Annotated in this window: 10 protein-coding genes; 2 read left to right on the top strand and 8 right to left on the bottom strand. The window is 73.0% G+C overall.

Annotated elements, in window-relative coordinates; genetic code table 11:
• On the bottom strand, window positions 1-912 hold the full coding sequence (locus tag PS271_RS11435; RefSeq protein ID WP_398381852.1) for an SDR family oxidoreductase: 912 nt from the start codon (window positions 910-912) through the stop codon (window positions 1-3).
• A 102-nt stretch (window positions 913-1,014) separates the two neighbouring features.
• Here PS271_RS11435 and PS271_RS11440 point away from each other — a divergent pair, with 102 nt between their 5' ends.
• Window positions 1,015-1,941, top strand: a complete 927-nt coding sequence (locus tag PS271_RS11440; protein WP_398381853.1) for a cyclase family protein — start codon at window positions 1,015-1,017, stop codon at window positions 1,939-1,941.
• Between the two features lie 241 nt (window positions 1,942-2,182).
• Here PS271_RS11440 and PS271_RS11445 read toward each other — a convergent pair whose 3' ends face one another.
• From PS271_RS11445 to PS271_RS11460, 4 genes are all read right to left on the bottom strand, one after another.
• Window positions 2,183-2,653 carry an ATP-binding protein gene (locus PS271_RS11445; protein ID WP_398381854.1) on the bottom strand — a complete coding sequence of 157 codons (471 nt, stop codon included), beginning with the start codon at window positions 2,651-2,653 and terminating at the stop codon, window positions 2,183-2,185.
• 413 nt (window positions 2,654-3,066) lie between these two features.
• Window positions 3,067-4,146 carry an acyl-CoA dehydrogenase family protein gene (locus PS271_RS11450; RefSeq protein ID WP_398386814.1) on the bottom strand — a complete coding sequence of 360 codons (1,080 nt, stop codon included), beginning with the start codon at window positions 4,144-4,146 and terminating at the stop codon, window positions 3,067-3,069.
• A 2-nt stretch (window positions 4,147-4,148) separates the two neighbouring features.
• On the bottom strand, window positions 4,149-5,318 hold the full coding sequence (locus PS271_RS11455; protein ID WP_398381855.1) for an acyl-CoA dehydrogenase family protein: 1,170 nt from the start codon (window positions 5,316-5,318) through the stop codon (window positions 4,149-4,151).
• Window positions 5,319-5,324: 6 nt separating this feature from the next.
• Window positions 5,325-6,524: an amidohydrolase family protein gene (locus PS271_RS11460; RefSeq protein ID WP_398381856.1), complete on the bottom strand. Its 1,200-nt coding sequence runs from the start codon at window positions 6,522-6,524 to the stop codon at window positions 5,325-5,327.
• 142 nt (window positions 6,525-6,666) lie between these two features.
• Between PS271_RS11460 and PS271_RS11465 the strand changes: the two genes are divergently transcribed.
• Window positions 6,667-8,280 (top strand): class I adenylate-forming enzyme family protein, encoded by a 1,614-nt coding sequence (locus PS271_RS11465; protein ID WP_398381857.1) that lies wholly within the window; start codon window positions 6,667-6,669, stop codon window positions 8,278-8,280.
• On the opposite strand, the gene PS271_RS11470 is transcribed toward PS271_RS11465, so the two are convergent.
• The 3 genes from PS271_RS11470 to PS271_RS11480 form a co-directional block, all read right to left on the bottom strand.
• Window positions 8,262-11,438, bottom strand: a complete 3,177-nt coding sequence (locus tag PS271_RS11470) for a serine/threonine kinase C-terminal domain-containing protein (RefSeq protein WP_398381858.1) — start codon at window positions 11,436-11,438, stop codon at window positions 8,262-8,264. The genes PS271_RS11465 and PS271_RS11470 overlap by 19 nt on opposite strands.
• Before the next feature lie 294 nt (window positions 11,439-11,732).
• Window positions 11,733-13,649, bottom strand: coding sequence for a serine/threonine-protein kinase (locus PS271_RS11475; protein WP_398381859.1), 1,917 nt, complete (start codon window positions 13,647-13,649; stop codon window positions 11,733-11,735).
• Between the two features lie 372 nt (window positions 13,650-14,021).
• On the bottom strand, window positions 14,022-15,728 hold the full coding sequence (locus PS271_RS11480) for a glycerol-3-phosphate dehydrogenase/oxidase (RefSeq protein WP_398381860.1): 1,707 nt from the start codon (window positions 15,726-15,728) through the stop codon (window positions 14,022-14,024).
• Between the last annotated feature and the right edge of the window lie 17 nt (window positions 15,729-15,745).

Genomic DNA, 15,745 nt, shown 5'->3' on the forward strand with positions numbered 1-15,745 from the left:
TCATGCGTTGGGGCGGGCTTGGGCGGCGGCCGCCTCGGCCATCGCCTCCAGGTGGGCGAGCATCGGCATGGGATCGGTGCCGACGGTGCGGGGCAGCAGGTCGGCAATCTTGTCCGGTGTCCAGGCGCCTTCGGTGCAGACGGCACGCAGTTCGCGGGGCTGGGCCCACACGGCGATCTTGGGTCCGGCCACGGTGTAGACCTGTCCGGTGATGCCTTCGTCGCGGGCCTGTTCGCCGAGCAGGTAGACGACGAGTGCCGCCACGTCCTCGGGGTCGCCGATCTCTTTGAGCTCCATCGGCACGTTGGCCGACATGCGGGTACGGGCCACGGGGGCGACGCAGTTGGCGGTGATCCCGTATTTATGCAGCCCCAGGGCGGCGCTGCGGACGAGGGAGATGATGCCGCCCTTGGCGGCGGAGTAGTTGGCCTGGGCGACGCTGCCCTGATGGTTGCCGCTGGTGAAACCGACGAGGGTGCCGTACCCCTGGCGGCGCATGACAGCTGAAGCAGCACGGAAGACGGTGAAGGTGCCTTTGAGGTGGGTGGCGATGACGGGGTCCCACTCCTCCTCCGTCATGTTGAAGAGCATCCGCTCGCGCAGGATCCCCGCCGCGCATACGGCGCCGTCGAGCCGGCCGTAGCGGGCGAGGGCCGTGTCGACGATCCGCTGCCCGCCCGCCATGGCCGACACGTCGTCCGCGACGGCGGCGGCCTCGCCGCCCGCCGCCTCGATCTCCTTGACGACGCCGGCTGCCACCTCGCTCGTGGGCTCGGCGCCGTCGACGGCGACGCCGTAGTCGTTGACCACGACCTTTGCGCCCTCGGCCGCGCAGGCGAGGGCGACCGCGCGGCCGATGCCGCGCCCCGCCCCGGTGACGGCGATCACCTTTCCCGCCAAGTAGCTCCCCACGACGCACGCCCCTTCCCGCTCTATCTGACGGACCGTTAGATTTTTGGGCAGGGCAGGCGAAGGCACAAGCCCCGCACGGGGACCGATCCGGGGAGGACGCCCATGCCACTGCCGGCGGAGTTCTACGAGATCGCCAAGCGGGTCAACAACTGGGGCCGTTGGGGCGCGAGAGATGAGGTCGGGACCCTGAACCTGATCACGGACGCCGTTGTGCGGGAAGCCGCGGCGACCGTGCTCACCGGCCGGAGGGTGGCCCTGGCCGTGCCCCTGCGGCAGCGCGGGATCCAGACGGGCCTGATCCCCGGAAGGGTCAACCCCCTGCACACCATGACCGCGGTCAACCGGCAGGAGTTCGGCCCGGAATCAGTGGCCACGAGCGACGACACCGTCACCATGGGCCTCCAGGCGGGAACCCACTGGGATGCGCTGCCCCACGTCTCGCACGGCGGCAGGATCTACAACGGCCGGCCGGCGGATTCGATCACCGCACATACACGCGCCGCCTTCAGCGGCATCGAGAAGGCCCGGCACGTCGTCTCGCGCGGGGTGCTGCTCGACGTGGCCCGCGCGCGGGGCGTGGACCGCCTCGGCCCCGGGCATGCCGTCACCCCGGAGGATCTGGAGGCCGCGGAGGACCTGGGGGCGGTTTCCGTAGGCCCAGGGGACATCGTCGTGGTCCGCACCGGGCACATGCAGCGCTACCTCACGGGCGACCGGCGCGCGTACGGCAGTGCGTCGCCCGGGCTGTCGATCCGAACGCCCGAGTGGTTCCATGCGCGCGATGTCGCGGCCGTCGCCAATGACACGCTGTGCTTCGAGGTCTTCCCGCCGGAGATCGACGGGCTCTGGCTGCCGGTGCACGCGCTCCACCTGGTCGAGATGGGGATGATGCAGGGCCAGAACTGGAATCTGGAGGTGCTCTCCGCGACCTGCGCGGAGGAGGGGCGCTACGCCTTCCTGCTGACGGCGACGCCGGAGCCCTTCGAGGGGGCCGTGGGCGCGCCCGTGGCGCCGGTCGCGGTGTTGTGAGCCCGGACGTGGATGGGCGGACGTGGGCGGGCGGCGACGTGCAGATGCGCACCCCGAGCACGGCACCGCGCGTCGCCGCCGGCTCCGGCGCTGGAGCCCTGATCTTGCGCCGGATCGCGACCCGCACTCGTCGAGCAGCCCGGTGAATGCGGACCTCTCGGCGTCCCCTCGCAACGAATCGCTGCGTCCAAGGGTGATCACGTGGACACTTCACGTCAACACCTGGTCTGGACTTTGTCGGTTAAGCCCGATTTATAACGGCGCGCGGCGCGTCAAAAGCGCCGGCCCACGCGGAGCCTCCACGGTCGACCTCGCACCAGATGCGCTTGCCGCTGCCCTCCGCCTGCCAGCCCCAGCGGTCCGCGAGACCGTCGACCAGCTCCAGGCCGCGGCCGCCGGTGTCCTCGCCGCCCGCACACCTGCGGCGGGGCGGACGGGCGCTGATGTCGGCGACCTCGACACGGACGGTGCCCCCGCATACGCCGGGCATCCCGCCGCCGGCGCCCGGGAAGAGCATGCGCAGCACGGCCGGGCAGCCGGTGTGGACGACGGCGTTGGTGACCAGCTCGGAGATCAGCAGGATCAGCGTTTCGGCCAGCGGCTCATCGACGCCTATCCCCGAGCCGGCCAGTCGCGACCTCGCCCACCTGCGGGCCCGTCCCACTTCCGCGGGGTCGGCCCGGACCTCCATCTGCATCTGAAGCACCTGCACCGCTCACACCATCCGTACCGGCGGACACAACGCCTCGCGTCTCCGAGGGACCACGGAACGTGATCGCCTTCCGAGACAGCATGGTTGACGCACAGTCACCCCAACAAGCGCTTCGGGCATATTCCGGCGCAAAGGAGTAGGGCTGCTGCATACTGTGCGACGCGCGCTGAGGAGACTCGAACACCGGCGGCTCTTGAGGCCCGTTCCGGGACGAGCATCAGACATGTGCACGCTCGACGCCGCCACATGGGCCACATACGCCTCGCCGCGCCTCTGAACCTCTCGCATCCAAGGGAGAGTACCCGAGCCGGGACCCGACTCCAGCCTGTAACGAATAACGTCCGGGACACAGCCTGATATCGACACGCTGTGAGCGGTTCGGCGTGACATGCCGGGTATTTCACCCATGACGATTACGCCGTGACATTCTCTGCGTCCAGAACATCCGTTGCATCACTCGCGTGAGGGCCCTCCGGAAGGTGTGAAGCTTCGCGCAGGAGGGTATTCGCAAGCAATTCCTCGGATTCGGCTACCGACTGCCATTGACCCGCCCTCAGCCAGGCACGTTTCAGGTGCAGATGTACATCCGCTTCCCATGTGAACCCCAGGCCACCATGCACTTGCAGACAGTCACGAGCGTTGCGTACGGCTGCACTGTCAGCGAGCAGCTTGGCGGTGGCGATATCAGCCGGTTCATCCGCTTCAGCGGACAGCGACGCGGCATAGACCGCAGTGCGTGCGAGCTCGGCCCGGACGAGCATCTCCGCGCACAGGTGCTGCACGGCCTGGAAGGCACCGACCGGGCGTCCGAACTGGGAGCGGCGCCGGGCATGGGAGACCGCCAGTTCGATGGTGCGGAAGGCGCTCCCGAGCTGCTGGGCGGCGGTCAGCAACGCCGCTTCCCGGCGCAGGCGGGAGGCATCAGCCGGCAACGTCGTGATGGTTTCCTCCGGCGGCCGCCGGGGCAGTTGGCGGACGAGGTGCAGGGGCGTCGTGGGGTCCACGGACCGGGCGGGGTGCGCCCGCAAGGCCCGCAGGGCACCGCCGCAGCGTGGGCGCAGGACCCGGGCGGCCTGGCCGTCGAGGAGCAGGACGGCTTCCGCCGAGGCGAGGTGCTCGGCCGCTCCGGGCCGGTCCAGGGCGGTGACGGCACAGGTGCCCTCGGCCGCTCCCGGCACGAGTCCGGCGGCGAGGTGGGTGGCGACCAGTGGTCCGGGCAGCAGGACGCGTCCGGCCTCCTCGAAGAGGAGTACTGCTTCAGGGAGCCCCAGCCCCGCGCCGCCGTCCTGCTCCGTGAGGCGCAGGGCGAAGAATCCGGCCGCCCCCAGGGCCTGCCACAGGCCGCGGTCCGGCGCCGGCGGGCCGCCCAAGGCATCGGCGTCGGCGTCGGCGTCGGCCAGGGAGCGCAGCCGCTCACGGGGGTACCGGGCGGCGAGGAGGTCCCGCATGCCTGCCCGCAGGGCGCGCTGGTCGTCGGTGAGGCGGAAGTCCATGGTCATCGCCCCCTGGGGAGGCCGAGGATGCGCTCGGCGATGATGTTCCGCTGAATCTGCGAGGTGCCTGCGGCGATCGTGTAGGAGAGCGAGGACAGGCGCTGCGCCGTCCACTCGTGGCGAGTGTCCAGGGACTCCGGTCCGAGTACCTCGGCGGCTGCTTCGTAGAGCTCCTGACGGGCCTGTGAGTAGCGGAGTTTGAAGACGGAGGCGCCGGCACCCGGGGCTCCGTTGCTCCCGGTGCGTGCGGCGTGGGCGGCCTCGCAGGTGTTCCATTGGACGAGCCGCCACAGGGCCGTGAACTCGGCGTGGAGGCGGCCGAGGCGGCGGCGCAGGACGGCATCGTCCCAGCGGCCGTTGGCGTGGGCGGTGCGGGCGAGGCGGGTGAGGATGCGGCGGCAGGCGACGACCTCTCCGGCGAAGGCGGTGCCGCGCTCATAGGAGAGGGTGACCATGGTGACGCGCCAGCCGTCGTTCTCGGGGCCGACGCGGTGGGTGACGGGTACGCGCACCTCGTCAAGGAACACCTCGGCGAACTCAGTAGTGCCGGCGAGGGTGCGCAGCGGGCGGACGGTGACGCCGGGGGCGTCCATGGGCAGGGCGAGCCAGGTGATGCCGCGGTGCCGGGGGGCCGCGGGGTCGGTGCGGACGAGGAGTTCGCACCAGTCGGCGATCTCGGCGTGGGAGGTCCAGATCTTGCTGCCGGTGACGATGTAGGAGTCGCCGTCACGGACGGCCCGGGTGCGCAGTGAGGCCAGGTCGGAGCCGGCGTCGGGTTCGGAGAAGCCCTGGCACCAGATCTCGTCGCCGCGCAGGATCGGCGGCAGCCAGCGGGCGCGCTGGGCGGCGGTGCCTTCGGCGGCGATGGTGGGGCCGGCGTGGAGAAGACCGACGAAGTTGGCACCGACGTAGGGGGCTCCGGCGCGTTCGGTCTCCTCGATGAAGATCAAGTGCTGTGTGGGGGTGGCGTTTTGGCCGCCGGCATGGGCGGGCCAGTGGAGGCCGGCGTATCCGGCGTCGTGGAGGGCGCGCTGCCAGGCACTGTCGTGGGCGCGGCGTGCGGGCCAGTCGTCGGCGGGGGGTTCGGGGGGCAGCCGGGGCAGGGCATCGTGCAGCCAGGCGCGGAGCCGGTCGCGGAACTCCTCCTCTTCCTCGGTGAGGGTGAGGTCCATTGCGGCTCACCCGCCCAGGGGGTCGAGGTCCAGGCCGAGCATCCGGATGGCGTTGCCGCGCATGAGTTTGCGGATGGTCTCGCCGTCCAGGCCCCGCACGTGGTCGAGGGCGACCTGCCTGGTGTGGGGGAAGGTCGAGTCGACGTGGGGGTAGTCGGTCTCGAAGGTGGCGTTGTCGCGGCCGACCGCGTCGAGTGCTTCGATGCCGTGCTTGTCGCGGAAGAAGCAGCAGAAGACCTGTCGGTAGTAGTAGGTGGACGGCGGTTCGGGGACGAGGTCACGCACACCGCCCCAGGCGCGGTGCTCGCGCCAGACGTCGTCGGCGCGCTCCAGGGCGTAGGGGATCCAGCCCATCTGGCCCTCGCTGTAGGCGAGGGTGAGCCGGGGGTGGCGAACGAGGACGCCGCTGAAGAGGAAGTCGGCCAGCGACGCCATGGCGTTGTTGAAGGACAGGGTCGCCTGGACGGCCGGCGGGGCGTCCGGGGATGCGGCGGGCATCTGCGAGGAGGAGCCGATGTGCATGTTGACGACGGTCCCGGTCTCCTGGCAGGCCGCGAAGAAGGGGTCCCAGTAGCCGGTGTGGATGCTGGGGAGACCCAGGCAGGTGGGGAGCTCGCTGAAGGTCACGGCCCGTACGCCGCGAGCGGCGTTGCGGTGGATCTCCGCGACGGCGAGGTCCACGTCCCACAGCGGGATGAGGCACAGGGGGATGAGGCGCCCGCCGCTGTCACCGCACCACTCCTCGACCATCCAGTCGTTGTAGGCGCGTACGCACGCGAGGGCGACCTCCTTGTCGTGCGCCTCGGCGAAGGTCTGGCCGCAGAAGCGGGGAAAGGTCGGGAAGCACAGCGACGCCTCGACGTGGTTGAGGTCCATGTCCTTCAGGCGCTCCGCGGGGTCCCAGCAGCCGGGGCGCATCTCGGCGCGGGTGATGCCTTCCAGGGTCATCTCGTCGCGGTCGAAGCCGGCGGCGGCGATGACGCGCTTGTAGGGGGAGGCGAGGTCCTCGTAGATCCACCAGTCCGCGGGCGGGCCGTCGGGGTCCATGGCGACGGTGTATTTGCCGCCGATGTACTCCAGCCGGCCGATGCCGGCGGTCAGGGGGCGGGGCCCGCGGTCGCGGTAGCGGGCGGGCAGCCAGCGTTTGAAGAGGTGGGCGGGTTCGATGACGTGGTCGTCGACGCTGACGATGCGGGGCAGTTCCATCGGGGCCTTCCCGGGTCCGGCAGTCGATCTGACGATGTGTCAGTTTTGAGGCTAGCCCGCACCCCCTGGACCGGCAAGGCGTGTCGGCCTACGCTTCGCCGCACTTCCCTGACGCTGCGTCAGTTATTGCGGAGGTCCTGCCATGACCGGTACCGCCGACGACCTGTCCGCCTCCCGCACTCTGTGGGAGCTGCTCGACCGCCGCGCGGACCTGACCCCCGCATCGCCCGCCCTCATCCAGGCCGACGAGCCGGAACCCGGGGCCGGTCCCGGCCCGGCCGGGTCAGGCGACCGCACGGTGACCTTCGGCGAGCTGCGGGCGCGCGCCGAGCGCACCGCCGCCGGGCTGTACGGGCTCGGGGTGCGCCCCGGCAGCCGGGTGGCCTGGCAGCTGCCCACCCGCATCGAGACCGTCGTCCTGGCCTTCGCCCTGGCCCGCCTCGGCGCCGTCCAGACGCCGCTCATCCCCTACTACCGCGACCGCGAGACCGGCCACGCCTTGCGAGCCGCTGAGGCCGGGTTCTTCGTCGTCCCCGGCGTGTGGCGGGGCTTCGACCACACCCTCATGGCGTACCGGCTCGCTCTCGCGCTCCCAACGCCGCCTCTCGTCCTCACCGCCTACGACGCCCTGCCCGAAGGCGACCCCGCGGACCTCCCGCCCCCGCCCGCCGACGGCACCGCCGTCCGCTGGATCTACTGGACCTCCGGCACCACCTCCGCACCGAAGGGCGCCCTGCACACCGACCGCGGGCTCATCGCCGCCGGCAGCCACCTGGCCGCCGCCCTGCGCCTCACTCCGGACGACGTCGGGTCGATGGCTTTCCCCTACGCCCACGTCGCCGGCCCCGACTACACCGTCATGCTGCTCCTGCGGGGCTTCCCCGCCCTCCTCGTGGAGCACTTCTCCCTGCCCGGCTCGCTCGGCGCCTACCGCCGCAACGGCGTCACCGTGGCAGGCGGATCAACCGCCTTCTACGCGATGTTCCTCGCCGAGCAGCGCCGGCAGCCCGGGCGCAGGATCATCCCCACCCTCCGGCTCCTGGCGGGCGGGGGCGCGCCCCGGCCACCGGAACTGCACCACGAGGTCGCCCGCGAGCTGGGCTGCCCGCTCGTGCACGGCTACGGCATGACCGAAGCCCCGATGATCACGATGGGCGATCCGGAGGACAGGGTCGAGCACCTTGCGGGGACGGAGGGCCGGCCGCCCGCGGGCATGGAGATCCGGGTGACCGACACCGGCGGGGCGCCCGTGCCACCCGGCACCGAAGGTGCGATCCGGCTGCGCGGCGAGGCCGTCTGCCGGGGCTACCTCGACCCCGCCCAGAGCGCCGAGGCCTTCGACGCCGACGGCTACCTCCTCACCGGCGACCTGGGGCGCATCACCGCCGACGGCCACCTCGTCATCACCGGCCGCGCCAAGGACGTCATCATCCGCAAAGGCGAGAACATCTCCGCGCAGGAGGTCGAACAGCTCTTGCGGAGCCATCCGCTCATCGACGACGCCGCCGTGATCGGGCTGCCCGACCCCGTACGCGGGGAGCGGGTCTGCGCCGTCGTCCAGCAGGCCCTCGGGGCACGACGGCTCACCCTCGGGGAGGTGGCCTCCCACCTGGCGGACGCCGGGCTGTCCGTACACAAGGTCCCCGAGCAGCTGGAGCTGGTCGAGCGGCTCCCCCGCGACGACACCCTGCACAAGGTGCTCAAGAACGAGCTGCGCGAGCGCTTCGCCCGGCCTGCTCAGCCGCCCGCCCGGTAGGTGGCCGTCGCCTGCTCGAAGAAGCGGTCCACCGCCTTCTGCTCGTTCATCGGCCCGATGACCTGGAGGAGGTGATAGCGGCCGTTCACGATGGTGGCGGAGTTGCGCACGTAGACCTGCCGGCCGCTGCTGTCGTTCCAGTTGAAGGTGCCTTCCGCAGACGCCGTCCCGCCGACGTCGATACGGCGCAGCCCGCCGGCACCGGACCACGAGGAGGAGCGATAGGCCTCCAGCTCGGGCTCCTTGTCCTGCTGGTACGCCATCGGGTCGCTGCCGAACTCCGCGACCTTGTCACGGCCGGGAACCACCACGAGCTGGTACTCACCGCCCGCGTAGACGACCTGCCCGCGGTCGTTCTCCCCGCGGCGCTGCCAGTTCTTGGCGACGGCCACGGTGAAGCCCTTGGGGTCCTTGCGCAGGGTGAAGCCCTTGGCAGCGCCGTCGGACTCGGCGATCCGCTCCTCCGCCGACGTCGCCGCGCCCGAGGCGCCGGCCCCGCCCGCCGCCCTCGTCCCGCCCTGTGTGCCGGCGGACTCCGGGGACCGGGGCGCGGCGCTGCGGGCACCGGCCGAGCCCGTACGGTCCGCGCGGGCCCGGCCTGTGCTGTCTTCGGCGCGCGGCATGAACAGCATCGCGTACAGGGCGGCCCCGATGAGGAGCAGCATGACCAGGCCGAGCAGCAGCCGGCCGAGGCCGAACGCCTGGCGGGCCGGGCGGCCGCGCTGTTCCTGGAGGTGCCCGGTGCGGGGCGTGCCGGAGCGGGGGGCGGGGGCGGTGTCCTTGGCCGTCTTCTTGTGGCGGGCGTGCGCGGACGGCGCGGTGTCCACGGCGGTGATGGGGCGGCCGCGCCTGCGCCGCACCAGCTCCCCCTTGCGGCGGACGACCGGAAGCCGGTGCTCGTCGGCGGGGGCGTCCGGGGCGGTGTCGGGCACGGTGAGGGTGCGGCCGCCGGGCTCCGGTTCGGGCGCGGAGCGGATCAGGGAGCGCAGCCAGCCGCGGAGTTCTTCGAACTCGGGGCGCTCGGCCGGGTCCTTGCGCATCAGCGACTCGACGACGGGGCGCAAGGCGCCGCACTCCTCCGCGAAGGCGGGGGGCTCCACGCACACAAGCCGGACCAGTTCGGCCGTGCTGTCCTCCGGGTACGGGGCGTGCCCCTGTACGACGCGGAAGAGCAGGGCGCCGAGGGCCCAGAGGTCGGCCGCGGGGCCGACGGGAGGAGCGAGCTGCCAGCTCTCCTGTACGGGCCAGGCCTGCTCCGGGGCCCATCGCTCGGTGACGGCACCGACGACGACCATCCGGGCCTGCCGGGCGCGCTCGACGGCGAGGGCTCCGGCGGGCTGCTGCCCGGCGGCTCCCCAGGCGGTGGGCGGCTTGCCGGCGGATTCGCTGCCGGGGGCGGTCGCAAAAGGGCTGCTTTCGGGGCTCTTTACGTGGCTGGGTTCTGGGCTCTGTTCGGGGCTCTGTTCAGGTCTCTGCGGCGCGCGCGGGGGCGGGGCTCCGTGGCCGGCACCGTTGCCCGCTCCGGGGCGGGGGCCCGGCGGTGCGGCCGGTGGTGGCCCGGGAGCCGCGAAGGGAGGGGGCACGGTCAGCCCGGGGAAGCCGGGCCAGGAGGCGGCGGATCCGGGGAGCTTCACTTCGGGGACGTCCGGCCGGGCGGCGTTCCCCGGTCCGGCGGGACCGCTGCGCGCTCCGGGCGTGCCCGGCGGCCGGTTCCGGCCGGAGGAGGAGCCGGGGTCGGCCCAGGGGACGGGCGTGGGGGGCGCGCCACTGGCGGCGCTGCCACCGCCCCAGGTGGACGTGCCGGTGGGGGTGGCGGGTGCGGGCGGGGCGTGCTCCCCGGCTGCGCGGGCAGCGGCGGCCCGGGCGGCGCCCGCGCGGTAGGCGGCGATCGCCGAAGAGCGCCCCTGCCGGGGCCCGGCCGGGGCGCCCGGCTGCCCGGCTCCGTTTCCGGCCCCCTGTCCACCCGGCTGTCCTCTGCCGGGGCGCCCCGCGCCCTGCCCGCCCGCCGGCGGCCGGGAGCCGACCGGCGGCCAGGGCTGCCCCGACGCACGGGGGCCGCCCGGCGGGAGGAAGCCTCCGGCGGCGCCTTGGTCCCGGTACGGGGACGGCGACGGCCTGACCACTTGCCCGCCGGGGCGCGGCGGAGCGGCGCCACCGGGGGCGCCTCCTCCTGGCGCGCCGCCGCGCGGCGCGAAGCCCTGGCCGAACCCGGAACCGGGGCCGGGGCCGGGGCCGGAACCGGGGCCAAGCCCGGAACCGGGGCCGGGCCGTACGCCGCCGGCCCCCTGAGAGGCACCATCCCGCGCCCGGCCATCACCCGGCGCCGAGCCGACGGGCTGACCGGGTTGTCCCGGCAGCGCCGCCCCGCGGGGCGACCGCCGCGGGGACGGCGCTCCGCCTCCGGCGTTCGGGCCGGCCCCAGCGCTCAGGCCGGTCCTGCTGTCCATGCCCGCCCCGGCGTTCGCACCGCCGCCTATGTTCGTGCCGGCCCCGGCATTCGCGCCGGGCCCGGCGTTCGTACCCGCAGGCAGGTCAACACCCTCCGGAACGGGGTTGTAGCCGCACAGGGCCTCCTCCGCCGCGCCCGCGGCCAGGCCCGTGAGGACGGCGCGGCCGTCGTCGCAGATGAGGACCGTGCGGGTGGTGATGTTGCGGTGGGTCCAGCCGTGGGCGTGCAGGGCGCGCAGAGCGGTGAGGACGTCGGCGGCGACCTCGGCCGCGCGGTGGGGGGAGAGGGGCCGCTCGGCGAGGAGCGCGGCGAGCGGACGGGCCGGGACGAGCTCGCTGACGACCCACAGGCTGCCGCCCTCGGCGAAGACGTGGAAAACCTGGTCGAGCCGCGGGTGGTCGGGCACCTGAGCGGCGGCCGTGGCCGCGGCCAGCGCGCGGCTCACCGCAGGGTCATCATCGGCCGCCCTCCTCGCACGCCCCGCCCCGTAGGCGGCGGCCGGGCCGGGGCCCTGGCCGAGGCCCGGGCAGCCGCCGGGGGCGTCCACCACCTCCGCGTCCACGACTTCCGGCAGCGGGATCTGCCGGACGAGGACTTCCTGCCCGCTCAAGGTGTCGAAGGCGCGGGTCTCGACGAGCTCGAACACATCGGAGGGCGGTAACGGAAGGCGATACCGGCCGGCCAGGATCCGACCCGCGTAGTCGTCCACGACGCCTCCCCAAGCGCGCGATCCACACCTCGCCCGAATGCCCGGACGACCGCCAACAGCGGCCAACCGGCCGCCTATTGCGGCTGCGCACCGTCCATGACGCCTCACGATACGTGCCGAGCGCACCCCTTCGGGCGCGTACGGCTCAGTACGTCGCTCAGTGGATCGACCGGATGGCGTTCGCGCCGCCACACCCGTCCGTCGAGTGGATTCCGCTCCCCCGGGTCACTCGGGTTTCGGATGTGCGTAGCGCCGAAGAGAGGTTCAGGAGCACCGGGTTCAGCTCCGAGGAGCTCAGTCCTCGGGCGTGAAGGTCCTGAAGGCCATGTCGCGCAGCGACCGGCAGTCGGCGTCGCCCCACTTGCCCTTCTCACACGTGATCATGATGGCGTAGCCGTGCTCGTCGTCCACCTTGAAGCCGCGGTTGAGGACCTGGACGCGCTTGCCGTTCTGGTCGCGCTCGAACGACCAGTCCGCGATGGCCGGGTAGTCGTGGCCCACCCAGCCGCGGATGTCCTGGATCGAGTGGCCCTTGTAGCCGGGCATGCTGCCCTTGGCGTCGGCCTCGGCATCCCGCCAGGCCTTGACCGCGTCGTCCTTGGGCTCGGGACCGAAGTCGACCTGGACGCGCGGGAAGCCGCCCGAGGCGCTGTAGATGGCACCCGAGTGCTCGCCTGCCGTGCCGGTCTGCGTCCAGCCCGCCGGGATGGAGATCCCGAAGTGGTATTCGTCGTTCTTGATGTGCTGGTATCCGGCACCGTCCGCGCCCTTGCCGCCGGAGACGGACGCGGCGGACTGGGACTTGATCACCTTGGGCTCGCCGCCCGCCTTGCCTGCGGCTCCGGGCGACGCCGCGTGCCCCTGCCCCGTGACGGACTTGCCCTGCTTCCTGCCTTCCTTGTCGCTGCCGTCGTCCCCGCTCAGCGCGAAGGCGAGCACCGTGCCGAGCACGGCCAGCACCACGACGACCGCGGCCACGACGAGCGTCCGGCGCGGCACTGCCTCGAGGATCGGCGTCCGCCGACCGCCCTGCCGGCCGCCGAGCAGGCTGCCGCCCGTGGCGCCCGGTCCGCCGGCAGTGCCGCCGGAGAACTGACGGGTGGTGGACTTCGCCGGCTCCACGGCCCGCGGCGGCACGCCGGGGACCCCGGGCATCGTGCCGGGCGAGGCCTGCGGCGGCTGGGCGTCCGCGGTCCGGCCCACGGCCGCACCCGGCCGCTTCGCCGACGGCACCGGGGCCGCCGGGGACTTGGGCACGGACCTGGGGGGCCTGGCGGGCGCGGCCGCCTCCGGTATCGGCGGGACGGCGATGGCCTGCGTCGCGTCCAGGTCCGGGGACGAGGGCTGCCGCTTGGGAGGCAGGCGCTCGTCGGGGGCGTTGACCGCGTCGGTGAGGAGCGCGCGGGCGCCGGCCTCGTCGAGCCGCTTCTCGGGGTCCTTGGCGAGCAGGCCGTACATGACCTCGGCCAGCGGGCCGGCGTTCTTCGGCGGGCCGAGCGGCTCGGTCATGACGGCGGTGAGGGTCGCGATGGCCGACCCCTTGTCGTACGGGGGGACGCCCTCGACGGCGGCGTAGAGCAGGCCGCCCAGAGACCACAGGTCGGCCGGCGGTCCGGGCTTGTGGCCGCGGGCGCGCTCGGGCGAGATGTACGAAGGGGCGCCGACGAGCATGCCGGTGGAGGTGACGGACGGGTCGCCCTCGACCTGGGCGATGCCGAAGTCGGTGAGGACGACGCGGCCGTCGTCGGCGATGAGCACGTTGGACGGCTTCACGTCGCGGTGCAGGATGCCCTGGCGGTGCGCCGCGCCGAGCACGTCGAGGACAGCGAGGCCGACCTCGGCGCCCCGGCGCCACTTCAGGGGCCCATCCTCGCGGATGACGTCGGCGAGCGAGCGGCCCTCGATGAGCTCCATGACGATCCACGGACGGTCGTCCTCGTGCACCACGTCGTAGACGGTGACGGCGCCCGCGCTGCGGATCCGAGCGATGGCCTTCGCCTCGCGCAGCGTGCGCGTGATGAGGCGTCGCTTCTCGTCCTCGTCAATGTTGGCCGGGAACCGCAGTTCCTTCACGGCCACCGTGCGGCCGAGGGTTTCGTCGCTCGCCCGCCAGACCGTACCCATGCCGCCGCGGCCGAGGACGTCCCCGAGGCGGTACCGCCCGGCCAGGAGGCGCCCTGCCGTGCCCTGCGTCTGCTCCGCCTCCGACATGCGTCCCCTCTGGCAATCAGCTCTGCGACCAACCGACCCTGGCAGAGCCACCATTGTCTCTCATCCACAGACCGGCGGAAGGCCAGGGTCCACCGGCTTGCGGACAATACGGGCAACCCGCCACCCGGCGCCCTCCACGAGGCACACGGCAGCAGTTGCCGCGCAGCCGCCGTGCTGACCTGGCCGACCTGCGCCGCGGCGGCCGGCCGGCGCCCGGCGCGGCACCGGCCCCGGGTGCCGCACGGGTCCGTTGCCTTTACAGGACCCGGTTTCGGACAGGGCGGTTCCCGGCGCGTCGGAGCTGTCACATCCTGCTCATCTGACGCTGTCGTCCCAGAGGTTACGTAGTGGCCGAAAACCACCGACCGGGCGTCAGATGGGCTGGACGTCCGGCGCCCCCAGCCGCGCCGCATCGGCCGTCAGGTCGTCGGGCTGCAGCTGCGATTCGCGCTCCGCCTCCACCCGCTTCTCGTAGCGCTCGACCTCCTTCTCGACCTGGGAGCGGTCCCAGCCCAGCACCGGCGCCATCAGCTCGGCGGCCTCCCGGGCGCTGCGCGTGCCCCGGTCGAACGTCTCGATCGAGATCCGGGTGCGGCGGGTGAGGACGTCGTCAAGGTGGCGCGCGCCCTCGTGCGAGGCGGCGTAGACGACCTCGGCCCGCAGGTAGTCGTCGGCGCCGGTGAGCGGGTCGCCCAGGGACGGGTCGGCGGCGACGAGCTCCAGCACCTCGTCCACCATCGAGCCGTAGCGGTTGAGCAGGTGCTCGACGCGGGCGACGTGCAGGCCGGTGCGCTGGGCGATCCGGGCGCGCCCGTTCCACAGCGCCTTGTAGCCTTCGGCGCCGACCAGCGGCACGTCCTCCGTGACGCATTCGGCCACGCGCCGGTCGAGGGCGTGCACCGCCTCGTCCACGGCGTCCTTGGCCATCACGCGGTACGTGGTGTACTTCCCGCCCGCCACGACCACCAGCCCCGGCACGGGGTGGGCCACGGTGTGCTCGCGCGAGAGCTTGCTCGTGGCGTCCGACTCGCCGGCCAGCAGGGGACGCAGCCCCGCGTACACGCCCTGCACGTCGTCCCGGGTCAGGGGCACGGCCAGGACGGCGTTCACGTGCTCCAGCAGGTAGTCGATGTCCGCACTGGAGGCGGCGGGGTGGGCCTTGTCCAGGTCCCAGTCGGTGTCCGTCGTGCCGACGATCCAGTGCCTGCCCCAGGGGATCACGAAGAGCACGCTCTTCTCGGTGCGCAGGATCAGCCCGGTGGTGGAGTGGATGCGGTCCTTGGGCACCACCAAATGGATGCCCTTCGAGGCCCGCACGTGGAACTGCCCGCGCTCGGCGATGAGCTTCTGGGTGTCGTCCGTCCACACGCCCGTGGCGTTGACGACCTGCCGGGCCCGGACCTCGAACTCACCGCCCTGCTCCAGGTCGCGCACCCGGGCGCCGACCACCCGCTCGCCCTCGCGCAGGAAACCCGTCACTCGCGCCCGGTTGGCGACGTCGGCGCCGTAGGCGGCCGCGGTGCGCACGATGGTGGTGACGTAGCGGGCGTCGTCCATCTGGGCGTCGTAATACTGCAGCGCGCCGACCAGCGCGTCCTTCTTCAGACAGGGGGCGACGCGCAGAGCCCGCTTGCGGGTGAGGTGGCGGTGCGTGGGCAGGCCCCGGCCGTGGCCCGAGGAGACCGACATCGCGTCGTAGAGCGCCACGCCCGTGCCCGCGTAGAGGCGCTCCCAGCCGCGGTGCTGGAGCGGATAGAGGAAGGGCACGGGCTTGACCAGGTGCGGGGCGAGCCGCTCCAGCAGCAGCCCGCGCTCCTTGAGGGCCTCTCTGACGAGGGCGAAGTCAAGCATCTCCAGATACCGCAAGCCGCCGTGGATGAGCTTGCTGGAGCGGCTGGAGGTGCCCGCCGCCCAGTCGCGCGCCTCGACCAGGCCGGTCGTCAGCCCCCGGGTGGCCGCGTCGAGCGCGGTGCCCGCACCGACGACGCCGCTGCCCACGACCAGGATGTCCAGTTCCCGCTCCGCCATCCGGGCGAGCGCCGCACCACGCTCGTCCGGCCCGAGTGTCGCTGTCCTCACCGCTGCCTCCGTTTCGG

Source organism: Streptomyces sp. SCA2-17, assembly GCF_044336695.1.